Source organism: Kumtagia sp. (genome assembly GCF_059502445.1).
This window is the reverse complement of the sequence record NZ_JCACER010000101.1, coordinates 95,018-120,272: the sequence shown is the minus strand read 5'-3', so window position 1 is coordinate 120,272 and position 25,255 is coordinate 95,018. Positions and strand designations below refer to the sequence as shown.

Sequence of the window (25,255 nt, the reverse complement as noted above, 5' to 3'; positions counted from 1 at the left end):
GTGGAGCATTCAATGATGGCGGCTTTTCGGCGTCTATTGAGAAGGTTGGTGATCCGCGTCCAGCACCACGCACCAGCAGCCTCGCCGCATAAAGGACATTGAAAGCGGGCTTAAAGAGCAGCCACATATAGAATTCAGTGAATGGCAAGTCTTGGGCGAGCCTCCACGCAATCTAACGGTGGCAATCGGGTCGATTGCTTCCGTTCGCGTACAGTGAGGAAAGCATTAGCGACCACTTACTGCTGTCCGATGTGACGAATACAGGCGCCCCTTTTGGTCAGGAGGTTTATTCAATCGGCCTTAGGTGACCGTATGCGGGATGACGGTGAGCCTGCTGATTGACCCTACGCGATAACACCCGTTTTTAAGAGTTCGAGGAAGGCCGCGACGGGTTTGAGGCAGTGCGGTCGAGAGAGAGCACAGCCCAGGCTCATCCCGTTCCCGCTCTCCAAGGATCCTCCCATGTCATATGCTTCCGCCGCCGCAACCCTTCCGGCTGCGCCGATTGTCCCTGCTGTCGATACCGCCCTCGCCATCCATCAAGCGGCGCTTCTCCTTCTCCCTCATCTTGAACGCGGCCGACGCATCGATGCCGTCACGCTGCGCGGCGCGATGGAAGCTGCCTTCGGCGCGTCCGACGCCAGCGGCGCCTGGGACTGGAAGACCGCCTATGAAGCCTGCGAGGCGGCGACCGTCCTCTTCTTACGCAAATACGGAAAGGCGCTTTTCCGTAAAGCCGGCTCTCAGGCCGCCAGCCTGCCGCTTCTGACCAGGATCGCAGGACTTCTTCCCACCCACACGCGCCGCTCTGAAGAGAGCCAGACCTTCCAGCAGTTCTCGACCCCGATCCCGCTCGGGCTGGTCACTGCTGCCGCCGCCGCCATAACGCCCGCTGACCGGGTTCTGGAACCCTCGGCCGGCACCGGTCTGCTCGCCATCCTGGCCGAGATCGCCGGCGGATCGCTCGTGCTCAACGAGTTGGCAGACACCCGCGCCGATCTCCTCTCCCACCTTTTTCCGGCCAATCCCGCCACCCGTTTCGACGCCGCCCAGATCCACGATCATCTCGACCCCGGCATCGTGCCGACCGTCGCGCTGATGAACCCACCGTTCTCGGTCATGGCGAACGTCTCCGGCCGGATGGCCGAGGCCGCCTATCGCCATATCGCCTCTGCGCTCGCGCGTCTGGCTGATGGCGGGCGCCTCGTGACCATCACCGGATCAAGCTTCGCACCCGATACGCCAGCATGGCGGGATGCCTTCTTCCGGCTTCAGGAACATGGCCGCGTAGTGTTCACCGCCTCCATCGACGGCTCGGTCTATGCCAAGCATGGCACCACCATCGACACGCGGCTGACCGTCATCGACAAGCTGCCAGCCGACGACCCGACTGCGTTTCCGGCCTCAATGGGAATCGCACCCGATGTCGCGACGCTGATCGGCTGGATCGGCGAGCACGTCCCGGCCCGCCTGCCGGTCGATGCCTCGGTCTCGGTTCCCGTCGCTGCTCCGTACGCACCGCGCACCGTTCGCGGCTATCTCGCCCGCGCCGCCGCATCTGCGCCTGTCCGCGTTGCCGCTGAACCCGAGGGCGTCGAACTCGCCTATGAGACCGCCGACTGGACGCCAGCCGAAGGCGGCCGCATCACCGATGCGATTTATGAAGAATACGGATTGCAGGCGATCCGTATTCCCGGATCGACGGCCCATCCGACCAAGCTGGTGCAGTCGGCGGCGATGTCCTCGGTCGCGCCGCCCAAGCCCAGCTACCGTCCCCGGCTTCCCGCCAATATCGCCGCTGATGGCATCCTGTCTGACGCCCAGTTGGAGACCGTGATCTACGCCGGCGAAGCCCATTCGGACTTCCTTGCCGGATCATGGACGCTGGACGACACCTTCGATGTCGTCTCGGCTGCGCCCGACGATGCACCGAATGTGGTGCGCTTTCGCCGCGGCTTCATGCTCGGTGACGGCACTGGCGCCGGCAAAGGCCGGCAGTCGGCCGGGATCATCCTCGACAACTGGATGCAGGGCCGCCGCAAGGCCGTATGGATCAGCAAGTCCGACAAGCTTCTGGAAGACGCGCAGCGCGACTGGTCGGCGCTCGGCATGGAGCGTCTTCTGGTCACGCCGCTGTCGCGCTTCCCGCAGGGCAAGGACATCCGGCTGCCGGAAGGCATCCTATTTACAACCTATGCCACGCTACGCTCCGACGAGCGCGGCGAGAAGGTTTCGCGCGTCCGGCAGATCGTCGAATGGTTGGGCTCCGACTTCGATGGAGTGATCATTTTCGACGAGAGCCATGCCATGCAGAATGCCGCGGGAGGCAAGGGAGAACGCGGTGATGTCGCCGCCTCGCAGCAGGGTCGGGCCGGGCTTCGCCTCCAGCACGCCCTGCCGAACGCTCGTATCGTCTATGTCTCGGCGACCGGCGCGACCACCGTCCATAATCTGGCCTATGCCCAGCGGCTTGGCCTGTGGGGCGGTGAGGATTTTCCGTTCTCGACCAGGGCCGAGTTCGTCGAGGCGATCGAGGCCGGCGGCGTCGCGGCGATGGAAGTGCTGGCCCGCGATCTGCGGGCGCTCGGTCTCTACACCGCCCGGTCACTCTCCTACGATGGTGTCGAATACGAGTTGGTCGAACACCAGCTCACGCCCGAGCAGACGCGCATCTACGACGCCTATGCCGGGGCCTTCGCCGTCATCCATAACAATCTCGACGCCGCCATGCAGGCTGCCAACATCACCGGCGGCGACAGCGGCTCGGGCACGCTGAACCGACAGGCCAAGTCCGCCGCGCGCTCGGCGTTCGAATCGGCCAAGCAGCGGTTCTTCGGCCATCTGCTCACGTCGATGAAAACCCCGACACTGATCCGCTCGATCGAGCGCGACCTGGAAGACGGCCACGCGACCGTGATCCAAATCGTGTCCACGGGCGAGGCCCTGATGGAACGGAGGCTCGCTGAGCTTCCGGCCGAGGAATGGAACGACGTCCGCGTTGACATCACTCCCAGGGAATATGTCCTGGACTACCTCGCCCATTCCTTCCCGGTGCAGCTCTATGAGCCGTTCACCGACAGCGAGGGCAATATGTCGTCGCGCCCCGTCTATCGCGATGGCCAGCCCGTCGAAAGCCGCGAAGCCGTCGCCCGCCGCGACCGACTGATCGAGAAACTCGCCTCGCTTCCCCCCGTTCCGGGCGCACTCGACCAGATCGTCCAGCGGTTCGGAACCGATGTCGTGGCCGAGGTGACCGGCCGCTCGCGCCGCATCGTCCGCAAGACCAGCCCCGGCGGCGTTGATCGCCTCGCTGTCGAGAACCGCGCCGGTTCGGCCAATCTCGCGGAAACCGCTGCCTTCATGGATGACCAGAAGCGCATCCTGATCTTCTCGGACGCCGGCGGCACCGGGCGCTCGTACCACGCCGATCTCAATGCGAAGAACCAGCGCCTGCGTATCCACTACCTGCTCGAGCCGGGCTGGAAGGCCGACGCCGCCATTCAGGGACTGGGCCGCACCAACCGCACCAATCAGGCGCAGCCGCCGCTGTTCCGGCCGATCTCGACCGATGTGAAGGCCGAAAAGCGCTTCCTCTCGACCATCGCCCGTCGTCTCGACACGCTGGGCGCGATCACGCGCGGCCAGCGCCAGACTGGCGGTCAGGGCCTGTTCCGGCCCGAGGACAATCTGGAATCGCATTATGCCCGCGATGCGCTGCGCCAACTCTATCTCCTGCTGGTGCGCGGCAAGGTCGAGGGTTGCTCGCTCCAGATGTTCGAGGACGCCACTGGCCTCAAACTCATGGACGATACCGGCATCAAGGACGAGTTGCCACCGATCACCACCTTCCTGAACCGGCTGCTGGCGCTCACCATAGAACTGCAGGGCGTGCTCTTCACCGCTTTCGAGCAATTGCTGAACGCCAAGATCGAGGGTGCTATCGCATCAGGCAGCTACGATGTCGGTCTAGAGACGCTGCGGGCCGAAAGCTTCGTCGTCACCGACCGCCAGACCATCCATGTCCATCCCGGCACCGGTGCCGAAGCCCGCCTGCTGACCATCACGCAGCGCGAACGAAACCGTCCGGTCACGCTCACCGAGGCGCTTGATCACCTTGCCGATCCTCGCGCGAAGCTGCTCATCAATGAGCGTTCCGGCCGCGCTGCCGTGCAGATCCCGACCACCAGCGTCATGCTGGATGATGGCGAGATCGAGCGGCGCATCCGTCTGATCCGGCCGATGGAAGCGCACAACCTCCCCATCAAGCTGATGGGCGACACCCATTGGGTCGAAGCCGATCAGGCCGCATTCACGGCGGCCTGGAATGCCGAGGTGGCCGAGGTGCCGGAGTTCGTCGACAGCACCATCCATGTCGTCAGCGGCCTGCTGCTGCCGATCTGGAAGCGCCTGCCGAACGAGTCGACGCGGGTCTATCGGCTCCAGACCGACGAGGGCGAACGCATCGTCGGTCGCCGCGTGTCCCCGGCCTGGGTCGCGAGCGCCATGACGACCGGCACGACGACGCTAACTTCCGACGATGCCTTCATGGCGTTGATGGACGGCAAAACCATCCTCGATCTCACCGAGGGGCTTCAACTTCGTCGCAGCCGCGTCATGGGCGCGAACCGCATCGAACTGTCGGGCTTTACCGACGTTATGCGGGATCGCCTGCGGGCCTATGGCCTCTTCCACGAAATCATCTCGTGGAAGCTCAGGATGTTCGTGCCGACCGATGCGTCCGGCCCGGCTATTCTGGCCAAGGTGCTGGAGCGCTATCCCGTCCAGCGCATCGGCGAACGGGAGGCGGCATAGATGGCTCGCCATGATGCCTCCGAATTGGCACACCGTCTCGGCCGGCAGGCCGAGGCGGTGTGCAAGCACTATCTCTCCAACGGTCATCGCGAAGGCCGATACTGGCTGGTCGGCGATGTCCAGAACAGTCCCGGCCGCTCGATGTTCGTGCGCCTGACCGGGCCGGAATCCGGCAAGGGCGCCGCAGGAAAATGGACCGACGCCGCCACGGCCGAACATGGTGACCTGCTCGATGTCATCCGCGAAAGCTGCGGCCTTGTCGACTTCAAGGACGTTGCCGAGGAAGCCCGATCGTTTCTCAGCCTGCCGAGGCCCGAGCCTGATCCGGAACCCACGCCGCGGCCGGGGAAAGCGCCAGCCGGATCGCCGGAAGCATCACGGCGTCTGTTCACCATGGCGCAGCCGATTGCTGGCACAGTCGTGGAAACGCATCTGCGGAAACGCGGCATTACGGCTTTGCACGAAACCGGAGCCCTGCGATTCCATCCGCGCTGCTACTATCGGCCCGAAGGTCATGGCCCCACCGAAACATGGCCCGCGATGATCGCTTCCGTCACCGACCTTGGCGGCGTCCAGACCGGCGCGCATCGCACCTGGCTCCTGCCCGATGGCAGCGACAAAGCCCCTGTCGATACCCCACGGCGTGCGATGGGCCATCTCCTCGGGCACGGCGTCCGTTTCGGCATAGTGGATGACGTCCTGGCGGCAGGCGAAGGCATTGAGACCGTGCTGTCGGCACGCTCGGGTCTGCCCAAAATGCCGATGACGTCGGCGCTCTCGGCAGCGCACCTCGCAGCCATCCTGTTCCCGGCGTCGCTGCGGCGGCTCTATATCGTGCGTGATCTCGATCCGGCGGGGGACGTCGCGCGCGACAGTCTGGTCGAGCGGGCGACAAGCGCCGGGATCGAGGCGGTTGTCCTGTCGCCGGTACTCGGGGACTTCAATGAGGATCTCCGCCAGCTCGGCATCGAAGCTCTCCGGGCGGCCTTTCGGGTTCAGATTGTCCCTGAGGACGTCAGCCGGTTTCTCGCACCGTGAGGCGGATTCGGTCACGCCGGGGATAAGCCGCGCAGCAGCCCAAACCTGCCATATCCGGTCAGTGTGTTTCCCCAATGTGTCGGAGGGGCCGCTGCCCACGGCCTTCTGAGAGGGCGATCGGCCATCAAACGCGCCGGAAAGGCAATGGCGGCGCCCGGCTATTTTCCGCCGTCGGGCAAGCCCGCCTTTGCAGCGCGAAACAAAATAGCCGGCCTTTGCCATCAAGGCCCTCGCGGAGGCGCGAGGACTGCCAGTCCGGCCCGCCCGACGGCTTTCGTCGCCTGCGAAGGCCGCGATGGGCGCGGTCGATCCGACGAAGGCAAACACCATGATGACCGAATATGATGACGTAGGTTTCGAGCCGCAGCACACCTCATCCCCTACCGATCACCTCCTCAGCGAACTCCAGCTTTACGGCTACCGCCCGTTTCAGGATGAACCCGACCCAAGGCCGCTTCCCGAAGGCAATACCGTCGCCGGCGCAGTCGCCGACATCTTCGACGCCCTGATCGTCACCCTTGGCGACACCCGCCTTGAGCCCGACCTCGACGAACTGCTCTGGTCGACCGTCAATCTCTTCCACCGCGCCACCGCACGGATCGAGCGCGAACTGGACGATAACGAGCAGGCTCAGCGTCGCGGGCAGCGAGAACAGGATGGCAGTGAGGTGAAATCCGTCGAGCTGGAGCGCCTGACGGCAGAGGGGCAGACCTTCATCGAGCGGCGCAACAGCATGGAACTCTTCCGCGATGTCGCCGCCGAACAGTTCGAGCGCCAAACCGGATCGGCATGGAGGCCGCGCTCAGGGTCGATGGTCAACCATCGCAACCTGACCTCGGCAATGATCGACAGCCGGGACTTCCTCGCCGCCAAACGTCGGGCCGAAACCGAGGTGATGCTGCCCGCCGGTCCCAAGGTCGCCTTCACCGGCGGTCTCGACTTCAACGATCACCGCCTGATCTGGGCCAGGCTCGATCAGGTCCATGCCAAGCACCCCGATATGGTGCTGCTGCACGGTGGGTCGCCGAAGGGCGCCGAGCTGATCGCGGCAAAATGGGCCGACAACCGCAAGGTGCCGCAGGTTGCCTTCAAACCCGACTGGACCAGGCACTCCAAGTCCGCGCCCTTCAAGCGCAACGACGCCATGCTCGATGTCCTGCCGGTCGGCGTCATCGTCTTCCCCGGCACCGGGATTCAGGAGAACCTTGCGGACAAGGCCCGCAAGCTCGGCATCCCGGTCATGAAGTTCGAGGGCGGCGCGTAAGCGCCGCCTTCCTTCGCGCCAAGGGTCCGGTCATCAATGGCAATGTCGCTTTGGCTCCCCTTATGATCGACCGGGGTGCATCGATCTGTTGTTTTGAGCGTCATATTTGGAGAACCGGCCAGTAGCGTAGTCGCAGGCGGAATGTATCCGCTGCAACCTGTCGTAACCCACAACCATTTCTGTGGAGGCTTCCATGACCCTGATCCTGCTCGCCATCTCTCTGTCGATCGCGCTTTGCGTGATCGCCTTTAACTTCGCCACCTACGCCTTGCCCGTCATGGTGGGGATCACGGCGTTCCAGTACGTCTATGCAACCGATGCCGGCTTCGTCATGTCGGGGCTGGCCGCCATCGGCGCCGGACTGCTTTCGGTTGGACTGGTGATCGCGGTTCTCGGCTTTGCCAGGAACCCGTTCCTTCGCCTCATCGCGCTCGCTGTCTTCGCCGTGCCTGCCTGCATTGCCGGCTATGCCCTGGTCCACGGCGTTGCGAAAAATGCCATCGACTCCGCCATACTTCTGAACATGCTCTGCGGCGCCAGCGGATTGATCGTCGGCATTGCCGCAATGGTCAATCTCAACGGCCTCGGTACGGCGGTATATTCGCGCTGAACGTTCGCGGCTTGGCAAGCCGACGACACAGCCATCACGATCAACGTGCCGGTGCGAGCTACCGCCGGTCGAGCACGCCTCCTCGTTGTCCGACCAGCAGACAAAAGAGACGCTACGCACGATCTCCGCGGCGTTTCGCGAGCACCGCAGTTCTAGCGGCAACCCGATCCGTCTCCAGCATGAGAGGACCCAGCGCTCGCAGCATCGCGGTTTCCGACACCTCGTTCAGTCGCAACGCCATGATCAGCCATATTGTCCTTGCCTGACCCGCACCGCTTTCCTTGATCTGTCTGGCGGCGACACCAGTTCTCGCGACGGATCTTACCCAGGCTGCTGGTCAGCCCTGTCATGGCCGGTCTCGTTCATGGTGGGCGGGTCGGTCGGCGGTCCTTGATGACCTTCTCGCAAGCTGGCGCGATGCCTCGTCCGTTGAAATGACGCTGGTTCCATTCAATCGGCGTCCACCCGATCACCGCTCCTGTGCTGAAACAACTGCGCTCCGAACCTGGTGGTGATCGCGAAGTGGTCGGCCGCGTGTTGAAATTGGCGATACCGCCAGTGTGGTGAGAGAGGGCTCCTAGATAGCCCATGTCGCTGATGAGGACGAAGGGTCTGCTGTCGTCTCCTTCCTGAGCTTCTCTGAAGGACCAATCCCTCCTCCTGACTGATCCCCTAATCCCGTACGGTTTCTGACCGCAACCCGCGCGGCTCCGGACCGTGTTGTCGCGCAAGCGCGACTGCCCGCTCCACTCCGGGCCTTACGGGTCAAGCTGACGCGCAGCGTCAGTGCAGGCATCTCCCGACGGTCTTGGCCGGGCATCATCGGAGGGACGGTCCCTCCGGATGAAGCAACGGAGAACTACCATGCAGAACATCGTCATCCTCGCAGGCAACATCGGCCAGGCCCCCGAAACCCGCACCACCCAGGGCGGCACCAACATCACCAACTTCACGCTGGCCACCTCGCGCCCACGCTACTCGGAAGGCAAGGTTGTCCGCGACGAGAACGGCTACCGGGTGCAGGACACCGAATGGCACCGCATCACCTGCTTCAACGGCCTCGGCAAGACGATCCAGGAGCATTGCGAGAAGGGCATGAAGGTTCTGGTCCGCGGCCGCATCCACTACACCAAGTGGACCGATCAGCAGGGCGTTGATCGCTACGGCTGCGAGATCATCGCCGAGACGGTGGACTTCCTCAGCCGGGCCAAGCAGACCCAGAACGACGACGGCAAGTTCATCGACGACGATGACATCCCGTTCTGACGCGGGTGCCGGAAGCCCGGCGGCGCAAGCCGCCGGGTCTTCATTTACTCTTCACCCCGGCTCTTACCCGCAAGAGATGCTGGTGATCAGACGCGAGTCGTTGTCGTAAGACACATTCATTCGCTCGCGGTCGAGATCCGAAGTCACCGCGCAAGTCGAGCACGCCATACGCCAGATCGCATCAGCCGGCTTCCCGGGCAGCGCATCGAGCGACTGCCCGACCAGGTGCTGGAACTGGGAGGCCCGGCACTGGTCGCCGTAATAGTAGCGCGTCCGCTGCCCTTCGATCTCGGCGATCCAGACACCCGAAATGCGCGGATGATTGCGGATTGTTGAGTTCTCTGGCGCCCAATAGGTGAAGGATGGAGGAGGATCCGACTCCATCACCACCTTGGGCGTGGCCAGTTCGGCCTCGGCCAGTGTCGTCTCTTGCGCTGAACCGCAACCGATCAACACCAGCATGGCTGCTATGCTGGTGGTCAACATTACTGCTTTAGAAAGAACACGCATTCAAACCTCTCCAATGCCGGGTTCGTCCCTGGTATAGAAATGGGGCATTGTCGAGATTCGACCGGTAATGACCGTTCGTCGAATTGGACATGTTCGCCGCGTGTCTGCGATACCGGGCTGGATCAGCCCATGGCGATCGCAGGGCAACCGAATCAGTCGGAGTTCGCTCGCTGCATTGCGTGGCCTTAAACACCGATTATGGCTCGCCTTCCCCTTCAACTACGACTAATATAGCCGTAGTTCTGGCGTGACGGTTAGTGCCGGTGGAGGTGATCATGCATGATCACCGCCCGACAAACACGGGCCGCGCGCGCACTGCTGGGTTGGACACAGGAGATGCTCGCGGACAGGGCCAAGGTTTCGCTGACTGCGCTTAAGCGCATGGAGTCGGCAAATGATCTTCGTGTGTTTGAAAGCACCAGCGATCAAGTGCGCAGAGCTCTGGAAGCAGCAGGCATCGCCTTCATTAGATCGGGACGCAACGAAGGAGTTATGTTGGTCGATGTACAAGAAGTCGCGGAACACAGATGATATTGCCTATCCGGCCGCCCGACTGCCTCTTCGCTGTCATCTTCGTACTGTAGAAGTCGAATGAAGGTGCCTTATTGAAGGACACCGCGTGTTTTTTTATGACGATGATTGACTACCTTGACGAAGCTCCCACGGGTCTGGCGCTCACTGAGTACGACCGCCAGCACATCAAACTCTACATGCGCTTGCTCGATGCAGAGGCCGACGGCGCCGACTGGCAGCAAGCCGTCGAGATTCTTTTCGGTATCTGTCCAAAAACCCATCCCGAACGCGCGCGCCGCATCCATGACAGCCATCTGGCTCGCGCTCACTGGATGACTGAGTACGGATACCGGCAACTCAGACGAGGACTTCCGCACTGAGGCCGGGTGTTGTTCCGCGAGCAACACCCATTGCCCCTCGCGGCCTTCCCAAGCAATCGAATCCCCGGAATCAATTCGCTCTGTACGCCTAATCGCTGCACAGGGAGGATCATCATGACGCCCGATATAGAAAAATGGCAGTCATCGATTACATATGATTACATGGATGTGGCCGATGTAGACGCTCTCGCATGGGAATGCCTGCGCCGAAATCGCGAATACCAGAGCGACTTTGCAAAAATCACCAAAGCTGGTTCAAACATAGACAAAGAGACCGAAGCGATCGGAAATCGCTGGGGCCTGCGATTTCCCTGCCCGACCAAGCCTCAGCGGACTGGAACAGGCAGTTTTCTGGACGCCTGAGGCTGATACCAGCGCATTGCACATTGGGCCTGCTCCAACTCTGACACCGACCGATCCTCGCTTCCTTGCGGATATCCAATCCGAGCACGAGCAGACTTCAATCGAAGGCACGCATATTGCCTACCTTACCGCGAGCGGCCGTCTCCGATTGATCGTGCTCCCCGGCCTGAAGCCGGACGAGCCAATCGGCGCTTTTGTATCGCTCGACGCCCAGGGACTTGATCGCATCCAGGCTTTTACGCGCCTGTGGCGCAGCCTTCACGGATTTTCAGTTCCGCAGGATACGCGCATGACGGCTCAACAACGTCGTCGTCTCAAGAATATGCTGCGCGCCGTCGACGGCCACATGAATGATGCCGATTATCGCCAGATCGCGGAAGTGATCTTCGGCGTCGAGCGAGTCGCTGCCGATCCCTGGAAGACCTCCGCGCTGCGCGACGCCGTGCTCGATCTGGTCAAGGACGGCTATGCCATGATCGATGGCGGCTACCTCAAGCTGCTTCGCCACCGCCGCCGTAAATAGCCGCAGATACGATCAAGGGTGTGCGATTTTAGCTACCCTAAGTTCGCACTCCCCCCTCGCAATTTTCCTTCGCCATCGTGGCCCTCGTTCGCCGCTGACCGCCAGCGGTTCCAGCGAAAGCCACGGAGGCCACCATGACCACCAATCTTGCGACAATACCGCCGCGCTTCCTGCGCACCAAGGAAGCCGCCGAGTTCCTCAGCCTGTCAGCCCGCACCCTCGAAAAGCACCGCACCTATGGCACCGGGCCGGCCTATCGCAAGCTCGGCGGCCGCGTCGTCTACGCGATCGATGACCTTGAGGCCTGGGCCGATCGCGGCGCCGTCACCTCAACCTCCGACCCGCGTGGCAGCGTCCTGCCCGCCAAACGGCATGAGCCCGCACCGGCGTCTCACGCCGGCCGCCACGTCCGCTGATCCCTGCGGTTTTCTTCAATGTCGGCGCCGCATCGCCCATCCCTGGAACGCGGACAACTCGATCTGTTCCACGCGCTCCCCGGCGACTTAGCGCCACGCGACGCGCAGGATCTCATGTCCTATCCGTTCTTCTCCCTCTCCAAATCCCACCGTACCGCGCCGATAGATTTTGTCGCCGGCGACGTGTCGATCCGCGTCGAGGCCGTGCCCAATCATGGCATGGCCACGATCTGGGACGCCGACATCCTGATCTGGGTGGCAAGTCAGATCGTCGAGGCGCGCGACAAGGGTCTGCGCACCTCGCGCCTGATGGCCGCCACGCCCTATGAGATCCTGAACTTTGTCGGTCGGGGTGTCTCAGTACGTGACTACCTGCGCCTGAAGGCGGCGCTTGATCGCCTCCAATCAACCACAGTCGCCACCTCGATCCGGCAACCTGCCGAAGGCCGGCGGCATCGCTTCTCCTGGATCAATGAATGGCAGGAGCGCACCGATCATAAGGGCAGGCCCGCCGGGCTCGAGCTGATTATCCCGGACTGGTTCTATCGTGCCGTCCTCGACGATGCGCTCGTTCTGACTATCGACCGAGCCTATTTCGACCTGACCGGCGGGCTCGATCGCTGGCTTTACCGTCTGGTGCGCAAGCATGGCGGAAAACAGCGCAACGGCTGGCGCTTCGACTTCCAGCATCTGCACCAGAAATCCGGCAGTCTGTCGCCGTTCAAGCGCTTCGCCTTCGAGCTGCGCAACATCATCCAGCGCCAGCCGCTGCCCGGCTACACGCTGTTTCTTGAGGTCGAGATCGGCGGCCGTCTGCTGCTTGCTTTCGAACCGTCCGGCGCCTGTGGAAAACCTGTGGACGGCCTCGTGCTATCAGGAACCCGACCTATCGTGCTATCGGGAACCGGAGGCTCGTGCTATCAGGAACCCAAACAGGGCCTAAGCTCTGGAAAGAAAAGACGAAATCGCGCCCTTAACTTAGAGTCTAACAAAGAGTCTAACTTTGAAGAGAGCGCGCGCGATGTGGAAAACATCGCCGAGAGGTCCGATAAGGACCGCAAATCATCATCCAACAGCGACGATACGCCCCTTACGTCTTTCCGTAAATCCGTAAAGGGCTCCACTTTATCTTCCGATGCTCGGCAACTGTCTTTCGGCGATGAGCCGGGAGGCGGGCAATGATCGTCGCGCTCCTCAACCAGAAGGGAGGCGTCGGAAAGACGACGCTCGCCCTGCATCTGGCCGGCCAATGGGCGCGTGAGGGCAAGCGCGTCACCCTGATCGACGCCGACCCGCAAGGCTCGGCTCTGGACTGGTCACAGCAGCGCAGCCGCGAAGGCCTGCCGCGCCTCTTCGGCGTCGTCGGCCTGGCGCGCGATACACTGCATCGCGAGGCGCCGGAGCTCGCCCGCGATGCCGATCATGTCGTCATCGACGGGCCGCCGCGTGTGGCCGGGCTGATGCGCTCGGCGCTGCTTGCCGCCGATCTCGCCCTGATCCCGGTGCAACCGTCGCCGTTCGACGGTTGGGCGTCGGCCGAGATGCTGGCGCTGCTCGCTGAAGCGCGCATCTACCGCCCGCAGCTCGTCGCCCGCTTCGTGCTGAACCGTTGCGTCGCCCGCACCGTCATCGCCCGTGACACGGCCGAGACGCTCGCCGACCACGACCCTCCTTTACTCTCTGCGACCATCGGCCAGCGCGTCGCCTTCGCTGACCTCGCGCAATCCGGCCGCCTCGTGTTCGAGGCCGAGCACGACAGCATGGCCGCCCGCGAGATCGCTGCCTTCGCCGCGGAAGTGGGGAGGCTGGCGCTATGACGCTCGCCGCACATTCCATCCTGACGGGCGACTGCCGTGTCCGCATGCCGGTGCACGGTCCCTTCGACATGATCTTCGCCGATCCGCCCTATGGCGACACCTCGCTCGCCTGGGATCGCCGCGTCGATGGCCGGCTTCCGCTCGCCATGGCGCGCAAGGCCGCTGACCGCATCGCCTCGCTCCTGCCGCTCTCGCAGGGGGACAGGCCATGACGAAGCCGCCGCAAAAGAGCGGTTTCGCCGCCCGTCCGACAGACCCCGAAAACTGGATCAAGGCCGCCGATCGATCCCCGTCGGCCCCATCGTCCGCGCCATCATCGAGCAGCGGCTACACCGCCCGGCTGACCATCGACGTCACCCCGGATCTGCGCGGCCGCATCAAGATAGCCGCCTTTCAGCGCGGCATCACTGTCGCCGACATGCTGCGCGAACTGCTCACGCGTGAATTCCCCCAACCACCAGGAGACCCTTCATGACCGGCATCGCGGCACCCCGCATGCGCGGCGGCCCGATGCCGCCACCCGCGCCATCCGACCGTCTCACCCATGTCGAACTGACCTGGGTGGAGAAGCAGATTGAATACTGGATCAGGTTCGGCGAGCACGCAAAGGAAACGATCCTCGACCGTCGTCGCCGCATGCTTTCTTTCCGGCCGAACACGATCTTCGCCTTCGTCCGCTGGGCCTCCAACGACTACGGCACCATCATCTCACGCATAGATATCGTGCGTGCAGTCGAGCCAGGTGAAGCCTACCAGACGCTGCCCTTCGTGCGCCCCGGCGGCGACATTCTGCTCAAGACCGAGAGCTGGCCCAAGGTCGAACATGTGCTGCAGCTCGTCGACACCATCGAAGCGCTGAAGCTCGATCCGGCCGACGCAGCGCCCGACTACTGGCGACACGTCCACAATCGGCTGACTGCCGGACAAGAGCCGCGCGCCTACACACGCGAGCAGCATCAGGCGTGGCTGAAGCGCCGGAGGATCGCGCCATGACCGATCTCAAATGGGCCATGGCGACCTTCGTCGCGACCAGCGCCATCGCGGTTTCGACGTGGATCGACGCGCCGACCAAACTCATCTGGAACGCCTCGACCAGCACGCCGATCGGCTTCTACTCGGTCGAGCCGGCAGGCCGCCTGGAAGTCACCGATCTGGTCGCGGTCGATGCGCCCGAACCCATCGCCAGCTTCCTCGCCGATGGCGGGTATCTGCCGCGCGACACGCCGCTTCTGAAGCGCGTGCTCGGCCTTCCCGGACAGACCGTCTGCCGTATCGGGATTGTCATCACGGTCGATGGTGTCGAGATGGGAACAGCGGTCGAGCGCGACCGCCTTGGCCGCTCGCTGCCCGAATGGCAGGGCTGCCGCGTCATCACCGACGGTGACATCTTCCTGATGAACTGGGACGTGCCCGACAGTCTCGACGGGCGCTATTTCGGTCCGATCCCAGCCAGTTTGGTTATCGGCCGCGCGGTCCCCTTATGGACCGACGAGGACGGCGAAGGCCGCTTCGAATGGCGGGCGCCAACGCGGTGAGCGCCCTGTCTTCGGCGGGCCCGCTGCTCGCCGCATCCCTCTCCACCGCACATTGAAAGGAAAACACCATGCCGCAGATCGGCGAATTCACCCGCGAGGATTCCGGCTTTACGGGCCACATTCAAACGCTCGCGCTCGAGCACGACATCAGCATCGTTCCCGTCGAACCTTCGGACGTCGAGAACGCGCCGAACTATCGCGTGCATCTCGGCGTGGACGACAACGGACCGGAGATCGGCGCGGCCTGGACCGAAACCAGCGAGAAGGCCGGCGAGTATCTCTCGCTACTGATCGACGACCCCAGCTTCCCGCAGCCGATCCGCGCGCGCCTGTTCCAGAACGGCGCGGACGCGACCTCATGGTCGCTGCACTGGAGCCGCCCTCAGAAGCGCGGTGACCGGGAATAGGCCATGCGGATCGTTTGCAAAAACCCCGCATCACCGATGTCAGCCGGGCGGCCTCATGCTGCCCGGCGCATTGCCTCCCTTCTCCTTTCCGGCCTGACCCTCGCCGCCGCACCGCCGCTCGCCGTTCTGGCGCAAAGCTCGCCATCGGCAGAGCAGCCATCGCGCGATCCGCATGCCGCCTTCGTGACGGAAGCCTCGCAACGCTTCGGCATTCCCGAGCACTGGATCAGGTCAGTGCGGCGCGTCGAAAGCGCCGACGACGTGCGCGCGGTTTCCTTGGCAGGCGCCATGGGCCTGATGCAGGTCATGCCCGGCACCTGGACGGAACTGCGCGTCCGTTATGGTCTCGGCCGCGATCCCTTCGACCCGCGCGACAACATCATCGCGGGAACGGCCTATCTCCGCGAGATGTACGACCGCTACGGTGCGCCGGGCTTCCTTGCGGCCTACAATGCCGGTCCCGGACGCTATGAGGAATATCTCGCGGGCCGTCCCCTCCCGGCAGAAACCCGCGCCTATGTCGCCACGCTCGCGCCGATGATCGGCGTCGGGAACGTGTCGCCTACAACCCCCGGAACCGTCGCCGTTGCCGCCGCCGATCCGCACGCATGGCGTCGCGCGCCGCTCTTCGTAACGCCATCCGCGCACACACTGAATGCCGATCAACCGACATCCGAACGGCAATCCGGCGACGCTTCGACTGCACCGTCAACCGGCGATGATCCGGCCATTGCTCCGCAATCAGGCGGCCTCTTCGTCGCCCGTGCCGGTGAAGGAGACCGGCAATGAGGGCATTCGCACGATGGCGCAGCGTGGCGTGGTCTGGAGAGGGATGTGCGGGAAGGAGGGAGGAGCAGAGAGCAACGACAGAAGGACGGCGAGATAAAAGGGCCTCGCCAAATTCGCGCAAACCATTGACATGGCTTGGCTTTTGGCGTGCCGGTCGGTCGGGTCGCGTGCCGCGATTGCTGATTTGCTCAGCGATTTCAATGCTGTTTCCGGCACTATGCCGGAATCCCCTCTCTGAAGGGGCGTTCTCATGAGCGAGGGAGACAGCGACTTCCGCATCCGCCCTGGCCGCATCAGATCCACCCGCGCGGGCAAGCCCAAGAGCTTCATCAACCAGGTGCTGAAGGCCTCAAAGAAGGCCGGGCACAGTTCAGGCGAAGTGCGAACAGCCAAGCGCGGGGCAAGTCGCGGACACTCGACCTTCGGCCGTGGCCGGACCAGCTTCAGCCGCTCGCGTATCTTCAGCGCCTCGCGCCGCGTCGTCGTCAAGGCACGCGTCGTCCGCCACCAGGGCAAGTCGTTTCGTTCGGCGCCGCTGTCGGCGCATCTCTCCTATCTCAAACGCGAAGGCGTCAGCCGCGATGGGCAGAACGGCGTCATGTTCGACGCGGCGAAGGAACGCGCCGACGATCTCGCCTTCTCCGATCGCTGTAAGGACGATCGGCACCACTTCCGCTTCATCGTCTCGCCCGAAGACGCCGGCGAGATGACCGACCTGCGCGAGTTCACCCGCGATCTTGTCAGCCAGATGGAATCCGATCTCGGCACGAAACTCGATTGGGTCGCCGTGGATCACTGGAACACCGACAATCCCCATGTGCATCTGTTGGTGCGCGGCGTCGACCAGAGCGGCGCCGATCTGGTGATCTCGCGCGACTATATCAGCCGCGGCCTGCGCTCGCGCGCCGAGGATCTTGTCTCGCTTGAACTCGGCCCCAAGCCCGAACACGAAATCCGCAACGCACTGGAGAAGGAAGTCACGGCCGAACGCTGGACCCGGCTCGATGTCGAAATCCGCATCGCCGCCGACGAAACCGGCTTCATCGACCTGCGTCCCGAGACCAATAGTAAGACCGATCCGTCGCTGCGCCGCCTGATGATCGGCAGGCTTCAGCATCTCGAAAAGATGGGGCTGGCGGAACAAGGCTCCCCCGGCGAATGGACCGTCGGGCTTCAGGCCGAACGCACCCTGCGGGATCTCGGCATGCGTGGCGATATCATCAAGACCATGCACCGCGCCTTCACCGAGCGCGGCCAGGACCGCGGCTTCACCGATTATGTGATCGACGGGGGTGGCGTCGGCTCTCCCATCATTGGCCGCCTGGTCGATCGTGGGCTGCACGACGAGCTGACCGGCGAAGCCTACGCGGTGATCGACGGAACGGACGGCCGCGCCCACCATGTCCGCTTCCGCGGCATCGAAGCCTTCGAGCATTCCCCGCCCATAGGCGGCATCGTCGAAGTGCGCCGCTTCGGCGGCGAAGACGACCGCCGACCGACGCTCGTGCTCGCCAACCGATCCGACTTCGATCTCAACCGGCAGATCACTGCGCCGGGCGCGACCTGGCTCGATCATCGCCTGGTCGAGCGTGAGCCGATGCCGATGTCGACGGGCGGCTTCGGGGCGGAAATTCGCGACGCCATGAAGGCCCGCGCCGAGCATCTGGCCGAGGAGGGTCTGGCGCGGCGCCAGGGCCAGCGCATCATCCTTCAGCGCAATCTTCTAAACACGCTGCGGCAGCGCGAGCTCGATGCCGTCGGCGCGAAGCTCCAGGCCGAAACCGGTACCCCATTCCAGAAGGCTCAGGCCGGTGAGCACGTCGCCGGCGTCTATCGCCAGCGCGTCACGCTCACCTCAGGCCGCTTCGCCATGATCCAAGGCATGGGGTCAGATGGGGGCCTCGGCTTCCAACTCGTGCCCTGGACCCCACCGCTGGAAAAGAAACTCGGCCAGCACATTGCCGGCGTCGCCAAATCCGGCGGTGGCATCGAATGGAGCCTCGGCCGACAGCGAGGCCTCGGCCTCTAGCTCCCGCATGGCACGTGCCGTTGGGCGGTTATTGGGAATTCCTTCGCCCTGACTATTGGTCGCGACTGACGTCCTTTCACTCGCAGCGCATTTTGGCCGCAAGCGACCGTTTGCAGATCAGCCGGCAATGCGGTCATAGAGCGATCTAGGAATGGCAATGCCGTCGCGCTCGGCCTTCCCGCGTGCGGCGCTTTTAGCCGGCCCGGGAATGTGAACGCCATACTCGCTGCAAAGCCTGTCCATCTGGTTGGCCGCGCGCTGCGAAAATTGCGGATCGACGAGCATCGGCTCAATCGCCAATACGAAAAGCCCCGCGCCAGGGCTTTGCGAGCCGGAGGTGAAATGCGGGGCGTCGAGCGACCAATTCGCGCCCGAAAGTCCCGCCGAAAGCATCTCGACCATCAGCGCGATGTTGGCGCCGCGCTGGCCACCATAAGCAAGCAACGCGCCAGTCACAGCCGCCTTCGCATCCGTGGTAGGTTGACCTTCAGCATCGACTGCCCAACCTTCTGCTATGGATCTACCCTCGTGCGCCGCCTTACGGATGTTGACGAAGGCGGTGGCACTGGATGCCTGGTCGATGATCAGGGGCGGGCCGCTTTCGACCGGAGCGGCAAAGGCCAGCGGATTAGTGCCGTAGACCGGTTTGATGGAACCCGAGCCTGCCAGCAATGCCGGGCCATTGGTCGCGGCGAGTCCCAGCAGGCCGTTCGCGGCCAAACGCCCGACAAAATAGCCGAGCGCACCGGCGGTAAAGGCGTTCTTCTGCGAGAAGATTGCGACCCCAAAACTGCGCGCTGTTTTTACGAGCTCATCAAAGGCAATATCGAAGCCGAGATGCGCCAAACCGCCCTTGGCATCCAAAGCGATGATCGCGCCAGCAGGCCGGGTGATTTCGGGCTGCGCCAGCCCATCGATTCGTCCCGCCTCCAGCGCATCCAGATAGTCGACAAAGTGAGAAAGGCCGACAGACTGCTGTCCTTCGGCCTCGGCTTCGATCACCGATCGTGCTAGCGAGGCAGCTGTTTTCGGGCAGGCGCCAGCGCGGCGCGCGGCATCCTCGCAAAGACGCAGTCCTTGTTTGAGACTCAGAGTGATCGTGTTCGCCATATCTACCCTACCACGTCAGCATAACTACTTCGGGCCACCTCAAGATGAGCTCGATGATATCTGCCATGCTAAAAATTGCTCAGTGCCAGAAACGGCAACTGTTCATGTCAATGAAGATTCGACCGCCCGGACACAATCGCGCCCTTCGCTCTTTGCCTGATAAAGTGCGCGGTCGGCACGGCTGATCAAAGCAGAGAGGTCATCGCCTTGGCCTGCAACGGCGATCCCAAAGCTCGCCGTTGGGCTGCAGTCGTCCGAAAGCACATTGAGTGCTCGTTCCTTGAAAGCAGACCGGACAGCTTCGGCGAGACGGTACGCAGCAGCACCGTGGCCTGATGGCAGCAATACCGCGAATTCCTCGCCGCCCTGACGAGCGATGATCGCATCATCGGGAGCGTTCTCCTTGAGGATTCTGGCGAACTTCTGGATGATCCTGTCGCCGTTATTGTGACCGAAGCGATCATTGATTGACTTGAAGTGATCGAGATCGGCGAGGATCGCCGTAACCGACGTACCGGGAACTTGCCGCGCGAGCACATCGCGCCCGCGCAAATCGAAACCCCGGCGGTTGTACAAGCCCGACAGGGCATCGATCTGTGCCTCGGCCTTGAAGCCGGCCGTGACATCTACGGCGATGATCGCAAAGATCGCTACCCCGAGCGTCGAGCAAATGAGCGCGTCCGTAATTGATACGACCAGCCAATAGGCTGCTTCGATTTGATCTGCTGCGACACCGGGAATCTGGAACGTGAGGGGACGCAGGAGGAAACCTATGCAAGCGAGGACAACGAGCCCGAAGAACAGTTGTTCAACCGCGTTGCGGTAGGGACGCTGCAGGATGTCGACCAGCATCACCAGACAGACTGCTGCCAGCGCCCAATTCAAAACGACGGCTCGCACCAACAAACTCGGTTCCACAAACTGGTAGAAATAGAGCGCAGCCAGCGACACCGCGCCAATGGTGAACAAGAGGCCATACCGAGGTCGCTGATCATATCGGCGGGACAGCGCGACCGACAGCAATATCATGGCCAGAAGGACCAGCGAGTTGGCGGCGGTCCGCAGTGCCGGCGCTTCCTGAATAAACGCGAAATAGAGCGTGCCGAAACAAAGGCCCCTTACCGCATAGGAGAGAGCGAAGATTGCGATGTAGGTCAAGTGACGCTGGTGCTGCCAAAGTACGAGCAAAGACGCGCAATATATTGCCGACATGGCAGGGTTCAGCAGCGCGACGACGCTGTCATAGCTCATAACCGAACGATCAGAGCATCCGGTTCTCTGTCCTTCCGATGACACACGCCGTTCTGTCTGTGCATGCTTTGCCCCCCCCGCCTTTGGTAGCCTCAGAATATTTCAAACAAATGGAGGCTCAAATCCTCCGTTCTCAACTCTCTTCTTTGATTTCCCTCCGCTCCGCCAAAGCAAATCTCCATCAGTTTATAGGAGAGGGGTTGAGGGAAGACTTAACGAGGTGCTTTATGGAAGGTTACTTTTGTCAGGAAGCTTCTCAAAGCCGCCCGCAAGCGGCGCAGCCGAGTTGGCGGCAAGCCGGGTGATTTCTTCGGCAATTGCCATATTGCCCGTGACGTTTCATGTTACGGATCAAACGACGCTGACAAAAACGCTCACCAACGCCATCAGGCCAAAAGCGATCAGGGCTGCGCCAGGACGCGAGCGAGGTTCTGCGTGCGAAGCCGGCAGGCAATACGCACGAAGGGATGATGCGCTTCAGAAGTTTCCGCAAAACAGGACAAAAGCTCAGCAGCAGGGCCGATCTGGACGCTGACGCTTCAAGACTCGCACATGCCAGCGGCTCCGAGCCTCGATAGCATGTTCTTCCGCTTGATCCGAGACCCGCGTCTTTTCCGATATGCACGCTATACTATCCAGAACTTCGACACCCACATCATTTCGCTTGCCATCGGACAGTCGCCTCTCGATCTCCTGGGTATTTGGCAGGAACGACGCCTATGTCCGCCACCAAGATCCTTTGGGGCCAAATCCTCACTGTCTTTCTGATCGTCCTCATCACGACATGGGGCGCGACGCAGTTTGTCGCGTGGCAGCTCGGCTACCAGGCGCAGCTCGGCAATCCCTGGTTCGTGCTCGGAGGGATGCCGGTCTATTACCCCCCTGCCATCTTCTGGTGGTGGTATTTCTTTGACGCCTATGCGCCTGAGATTTTCGCCAAGGGCGGGATCATCGCCGCATCAGGCGGCTTCATCGCTATCGCCGTCGCAATCGGCATGTCGGTCTGGCGCGCGCGCGAACAGAAGAACATTGAGACCTATGGCTCGGCCCGCTGGGCGAAGCCACAGGAGATCAAGGCCGCAGGCCTCCTCAGTGCTGATGGCGTTGTCCTCGGCAAACTCAACCGCGATTATCTTCGCCACGATGGTCCCGAGCATGTCCTGTGCTTCGCGCCAACCCGATCCGGCAAGGGCGTCGGCCTCGTCGTCCCTACACTGCTCACCTGGCCCGGCTCCGCCGTCGTTCACGACATCAAGGGCGAAAACTGGCAGCTCACTGCCGGCTTCCGGTCAAAGCACGGCCGCGTGCTGCTCTTCGATCCGACCAATCCGAAATCAGCAGCCTATAATCCCCTGCTCGAGGTGCGGCGCGGCGAATGGGAAGTGCGCGACGTCCAGAACGTTGCCGACGTGCTGGTCGATCCCGAAGGCTCGCTGGAAAAGCGCAATCACTGGGAAAAAACCAGCCACTCGTTGCTGGTCGGCGCGATCCTCCATGTTCTTTATGCAGAGAAGGACAAGACCCTGGCCGGCGTTGCCGGTTTCCTGTCGGATCCAAAGCGCCCGATCGAGACGACGCTGGCGGCGATGATGACCACGCCGCATCTGGGCGAGGCCGGCCCGCATCCGGTCATCGCCTCCACCGCGCGCGAACTCCTGAACAAATCCGACAACGAACGCTCCGGCGTGTTGTCGACCGCCATGTCATTTCTCGGTCTCTATCGTGATCCTGTCGTTGCAGAGGTAACGAGCCGCTGCGACTGGCGCATCGCCGACCTGATCGAGGACACAAGTCCCGCCACCCTCTACCTTGTGGTACCGCCTTCCGACATATCGCGCACCAAGCCGCTGATCCGCCTGGTGCTCAACCAGATCGGCCGCCGGCTGACCGAGGACCTTCACACCGAAGCGCGTCGGCATCGCGTGTTGATGATGCTGGACGAGTTTCCTGCGCTGGGCCGTCTCGACTTCTTCGAGAGCGCGCTCGCCTTCATGGCAGGATACGGCCTGAAAGCCTTCTTGATCGCGCAGTCCTTGAACCAGATCGAGAAGGCCTACGGCGCAAACAACTCGATCCTCGACAACTGCCATGTGCGCGTCTCGTTCGCCACTAACGACGAGCGTACCGCCAAACGTGTCTCAGATGCGCTCGGCACCGCCACCGAGATGAAGGCGATGAAGAACTATGCCGGTCATCGTCTCTCGCCCTGGCTCGGACACCTGATGGTCTCGCGTTCGGAAACGGCCCGGCCATTGCTGACCCCAGGCGAGATTATGCAACTGCCCCCCAACGACGAGCTCGTCATGCTCGCCGCCACCCCGCCAATCCGTGCCAATAAGGCACGCTATTTCGAGGACAAGCGCTTCAACGAGCGCGTGCTGCCACCGCCGGACCCGGCGAAGACCAAGAGAACTACGCGGAAGGATGCCTGGACTGAACTGAAGCCACAGGCGCCGGACGCCGCCTTGCTTGCCGAGATCCAGAAGGCGGAACAGGACGCCGCCAATAGCGGGCTGCGCCGGGAGCCGGAACTCCCCGACCACGTCGCCATCGTCAAGGAAACGACCGACCAAAATCCGTCCGAGGAATTCGCGGTCCTGCTCGATGACGAACCCGAGGATACCGCGCGGCAGCGACAAGTTCTGCGCCGCCAGATGACCGGCATCGCGCGACAGGTCGCCATGGACCCCAATGACAATATGGAGCTCTAAGCCATGCGCGACCGCATGAATGTGTATTTCCCGCCTGACATGCTGCGCCAGATCGCCGACCTGGCTGATCGCAAGAAAATCTCGCGTTCGGCTATCGTCGAGGCAGCCGTCGCCTCCTTCCTGTCACCCGACGGCGCCGACAAAAGGGAGGCCGCGCTGACCCGCCGTCTCGACCGGATGACACGGCAGATCCAGCGGATTGAACGCGACCTCGGCATTACAGCCGAGACGCTTGCCTTATTCGTCCGCTTCTGGCTGTCCGTTACGCCGCCGCTGACTGGCGAGGCGCAGGCTGCGGCCCAGGCCAAGGGCCGCGAGCGGTATGATGGGTTCATCGAGACTCTTGGCCGACGTCTGCAGAAGGGCCAGAGCTTCCTGCGCGAAATTCCGGATGATATTGCTGGTGATGACCAGCCGCCGGCGTCGTCGGATGACCACTTTGGTCAGGAAACCTGAGTTTACGAATCCATAGCGCTCACCGAAAATCAGGGAAAATTCTGACGCAAATGTTAGATGCGACGGTCGAAATCCCTCGCCGTCAAAGCAGAACTCTGAGTGGAGGCAAGTCGTTCGGCCCAAGCGGATTCCACCCTTCCACATCGCCTTCAAAGACAGGACCGCGCTCTATTATGAAGTTGAGGAGTTGCAACAGTGTGACGCGGACGATGGCATGTCCAAGGCAGGAGTGCTGCCCCATACCGAACATGAGGGGCCGCGCCGAACTTCGGCCAGGACGGAATTTTTCCGGCTCGGGGAACACCCGCGGATCATGGTTCCCCGCCGACCAGATCATTGACAGCACCGTTCCCGCCTCAATGGTCAGGTCGCCCAGGTTGATCTCACCTGTTGCCAGACGCATCGTCATGGGCGTCGAACTAGCAAGCCGCAGGCATTCATTCACGCATTGACCGGTCGGCACCACTTCATTGCGATGCGCAATGGCAATCCTCAATGCGGCATCAATGCCTATGGACGCCGTATCGACCGCGTCAAAAGCCATACCGGCAATGAGGTCAGCTGCAAGATCATCTCCGACACGGGATCGCAGGCTTCTTGCAAAGGGCGTCTCTGAATCAAGCGCTGCAAGCGAGAGTTCACGAATCTCTTCCGCCGCGGCATCGGCGAGGCGTGCCTTCGTTGGATCGGGGTTTGGCGACAAGAGATAACCAAGATCGAAAAGGGCGGCTTCAAGCCGTGTGGTGGCTTCCGCATCATAACCGACGATCGTCGCCCAGATGGAGCGTGCAACCGGCGAGATCAGTCCTGATCGCAGATCAAGTTCCGCGGGACCAGCCGGAGCGATCTGCCCCACTGACTCCTCAATGATCTCGGTAAGCGGCACCGCGTTGAATGCCTCGATCACGGCGGCACGCTCGGTGCGATGCGCCGGACCCGATTTGGTGAACAATGCGCGGCTCAGCAGGCCGTAAAGGCGCGGTGTCTCCGCCATGACCACCGCGTCAGGGGCCATGCCGTCCGACAGCGGGTTGCGGGCGAGTGCCAGCAGTTCGCCATGCCCCAGGATGGCGAGGCCGCCCCATGGCGCAGCTTGCACACGATGCCCCGCAGCAAAGTCATCCCGGAACGCATCTGCCGCCGACGCCCATCCATCCAGGCGTTCGAAAGTATCGAAAATCTTCATTTGAACAATCCATCAAGCACAAAGAACCATCCTGCGTGGCAGGCTGGCGAAGCGATCTTCGTTCTTTGGCGCTTACGGATGCAGTTGCATGAGGACTACCTTTCCACCAAGGTCTAACCGAATCGAAATCCGAGAACAAGGTAGAGCCACTCCGGATAGCTGCCATCCCCACGGCAACGATCTGGACTTTCTATTCGATTTTGCGACCCAACTTGCCAAAAGGCGCCCATGCGGGAGCACGCCCGCGACGAGCGAAAAGCATGCCTCCT

General features: G+C 62.5%; 24 protein-coding genes and 1 pseudogene. 21 read left to right on the top strand and 4 right to left on the bottom strand.

The annotated features are described in order from the left end of the window. Positions 1-462: 462 nt before the first annotated feature. The 5 genes from AC5JDC_RS26525 (at position 463) to AC5JDC_RS26505 (ending at position 8,990) form a co-directional block, all read left to right on the top strand. On the top strand, positions 463-4,812 hold the full coding sequence (locus tag AC5JDC_RS26525; RefSeq protein WP_495846138.1) for a strawberry notch-like NTP hydrolase domain-containing protein: 4,350 nt from the start codon (positions 463-465) through the stop codon (positions 4,810-4,812). Next, positions 4,813-5,850 (top strand): DUF7146 domain-containing protein, encoded by a 1,038-nt coding sequence (locus AC5JDC_RS26520; RefSeq protein ID WP_495846136.1) that lies wholly within the window; start codon positions 4,813-4,815, stop codon positions 5,848-5,850. A gap of 295 nt (positions 5,851-6,145) precedes the next feature. Beyond that, positions 6,146-7,114 carry a DUF2493 domain-containing protein gene (locus tag AC5JDC_RS26515; RefSeq protein WP_495846134.1) on the top strand — a complete coding sequence of 323 codons (969 nt, stop codon included), beginning with the start codon at positions 6,146-6,148 and terminating at the stop codon, positions 7,112-7,114. Positions 7,115-7,307: 193 nt separating this feature from the next. Beyond that, complete coding sequence (locus AC5JDC_RS26510; RefSeq protein WP_495846132.1) at positions 7,308-7,724, top strand: hypothetical protein; 417 nt, start codon at positions 7,308-7,310, stop codon at positions 7,722-7,724. 864 nt (positions 7,725-8,588) lie between these two features. Further along, positions 8,589-8,990, top strand: coding sequence for a single-stranded DNA-binding protein (locus AC5JDC_RS26505; RefSeq protein ID WP_495846130.1), 402 nt, complete (start codon positions 8,589-8,591; stop codon positions 8,988-8,990). Between the two features lie 63 nt (positions 8,991-9,053). Here AC5JDC_RS26505 and AC5JDC_RS26500 read toward each other — a convergent pair whose 3' ends face one another. Next, positions 9,054-9,500 (bottom strand): hypothetical protein, encoded by a 447-nt coding sequence (locus tag AC5JDC_RS26500; protein ID WP_495846128.1) that lies wholly within the window; start codon positions 9,498-9,500, stop codon positions 9,054-9,056. A gap of 279 nt (positions 9,501-9,779) precedes the next feature. On the opposite strand from AC5JDC_RS26500, the gene AC5JDC_RS26495 reads away from it, so the two are divergent. The 14 genes and pseudogenes from AC5JDC_RS26495 (at position 9,780) to AC5JDC_RS26430 (ending at position 18,272) form a co-directional block, all read left to right on the top strand. Next, entirely contained in the window at positions 9,780-10,031 is a 252-nt protein-coding gene (locus AC5JDC_RS26495; RefSeq protein WP_495846126.1) for a helix-turn-helix domain-containing protein, read from the top strand. 98 nt (positions 10,032-10,129) lie between these two features. Further along, the gene (locus AC5JDC_RS26490) at positions 10,130-10,393 is read left to right on the top strand and encodes a DUF2285 domain-containing protein (protein WP_495846403.1); all 264 of its coding nucleotides are present in this window, start codon (positions 10,130-10,132) and stop codon (positions 10,391-10,393) included. A gap of 114 nt (positions 10,394-10,507) precedes the next feature. Then, positions 10,508-10,756: a transcriptional regulator domain-containing protein gene (locus AC5JDC_RS26485; RefSeq protein WP_495846124.1), complete on the top strand. Its 249-nt coding sequence runs from the start codon at positions 10,508-10,510 to the stop codon at positions 10,754-10,756. A gap of 154 nt (positions 10,757-10,910) precedes the next feature. After that, positions 10,911-11,279: a DUF2285 domain-containing protein gene (locus AC5JDC_RS26480; protein WP_495846401.1), complete on the top strand. Its 369-nt coding sequence runs from the start codon at positions 10,911-10,913 to the stop codon at positions 11,277-11,279. Positions 11,280-11,413: 134 nt separating this feature from the next. Then, the gene (locus tag AC5JDC_RS26475) at positions 11,414-11,695 is read left to right on the top strand and encodes a helix-turn-helix transcriptional regulator (protein WP_495846122.1); all 282 of its coding nucleotides are present in this window, start codon (positions 11,414-11,416) and stop codon (positions 11,693-11,695) included. Positions 11,696-11,713: 18 nt separating this feature from the next. Further along, complete coding sequence (locus AC5JDC_RS26470; RefSeq protein ID WP_495846120.1) at positions 11,714-12,877, top strand: replication initiator protein A; 1,164 nt, start codon at positions 11,714-11,716, stop codon at positions 12,875-12,877. Continuing rightward, a complete protein-coding gene (parA, locus tag AC5JDC_RS26465) occupies positions 12,874-13,512 on the top strand; it encodes a ParA family partition ATPase (protein WP_495846118.1) in 639 nt (212 codons plus the stop codon). Before AC5JDC_RS26470 ends, parA begins: the two co-directional genes overlap by 4 nt. Next, a pseudogene (locus tag AC5JDC_RS26460) lies at positions 13,509-13,664 on the top strand (site-specific DNA-methyltransferase); the annotation flags it as partial. The gene parA and the pseudogene AC5JDC_RS26460, both read left to right, overlap by 4 nt. 56 nt (positions 13,665-13,720) lie before the next feature. Next, positions 13,721-13,987: a ribbon-helix-helix protein gene (locus AC5JDC_RS26455; protein ID WP_495846116.1), complete on the top strand. Its 267-nt coding sequence runs from the start codon at positions 13,721-13,723 to the stop codon at positions 13,985-13,987. Further along, complete coding sequence (locus tag AC5JDC_RS26450) at positions 13,984-14,505, top strand: DUF2840 domain-containing protein (protein ID WP_495846114.1); 522 nt, start codon at positions 13,984-13,986, stop codon at positions 14,503-14,505. Before AC5JDC_RS26455 ends, AC5JDC_RS26450 begins: the two co-directional genes overlap by 4 nt. 17 nt (positions 14,506-14,522) lie before the next feature. Beyond that, positions 14,523-15,047 carry a S26 family signal peptidase gene (locus AC5JDC_RS26445; protein WP_495846399.1) on the top strand — a complete coding sequence of 175 codons (525 nt, stop codon included), beginning with the start codon at positions 14,523-14,525 and terminating at the stop codon, positions 15,045-15,047. Positions 15,048-15,115: 68 nt separating this feature from the next. Continuing rightward, positions 15,116-15,454, top strand: a complete 339-nt coding sequence (locus tag AC5JDC_RS26440) for a DUF736 domain-containing protein (RefSeq protein ID WP_495846112.1) — start codon at positions 15,116-15,118, stop codon at positions 15,452-15,454. Positions 15,455-15,457: 3 nt separating this feature from the next. Further along, on the top strand, positions 15,458-16,243 hold the full coding sequence (locus AC5JDC_RS26435) for a lytic transglycosylase domain-containing protein (RefSeq protein ID WP_495846110.1): 786 nt from the start codon (positions 15,458-15,460) through the stop codon (positions 16,241-16,243). A gap of 250 nt (positions 16,244-16,493) precedes the next feature. Further along, positions 16,494-18,272, top strand: a complete 1,779-nt coding sequence (locus AC5JDC_RS26430) for a relaxase/mobilization nuclease domain-containing protein (protein WP_495846108.1) — start codon at positions 16,494-16,496, stop codon at positions 18,270-18,272. Between the two features lie 117 nt (positions 18,273-18,389). Here the strand turns inward: AC5JDC_RS26430 and AC5JDC_RS26425 are convergent, their stop codons facing one another. Beyond that, positions 18,390-19,382 (bottom strand): Ldh family oxidoreductase, encoded by a 993-nt coding sequence (locus AC5JDC_RS26425; protein ID WP_495846106.1) that lies wholly within the window; start codon positions 19,380-19,382, stop codon positions 18,390-18,392. Between the two features lie 102 nt (positions 19,383-19,484). Next, positions 19,485-20,633: a GGDEF domain-containing protein gene (locus AC5JDC_RS26420; protein WP_495846104.1), complete on the bottom strand. Its 1,149-nt coding sequence runs from the start codon at positions 20,631-20,633 to the stop codon at positions 19,485-19,487. A 719-nt stretch (positions 20,634-21,352) separates the two neighbouring features. Between AC5JDC_RS26420 and AC5JDC_RS26415 the strand changes: the two genes are divergently transcribed. Beyond that, entirely contained in the window at positions 21,353-23,344 is a 1,992-nt protein-coding gene (locus AC5JDC_RS26415) for a conjugal transfer protein TraG (protein ID WP_495846102.1), read from the top strand. 3 nt (positions 23,345-23,347) lie between these two features. Beyond that, positions 23,348-23,800 carry a CopG family transcriptional regulator gene (locus AC5JDC_RS26410; protein ID WP_495846101.1) on the top strand — a complete coding sequence of 151 codons (453 nt, stop codon included), beginning with the start codon at positions 23,348-23,350 and terminating at the stop codon, positions 23,798-23,800. Between the two features lie 82 nt (positions 23,801-23,882). On the opposite strand, the gene AC5JDC_RS26405 is transcribed toward AC5JDC_RS26410, so the two are convergent. Beyond that, entirely contained in the window at positions 23,883-24,986 is a 1,104-nt protein-coding gene (locus AC5JDC_RS26405) for a cytochrome P450 (RefSeq protein ID WP_495846099.1), read from the bottom strand. Positions 24,987-25,255 lie beyond the last annotated feature (269 nt).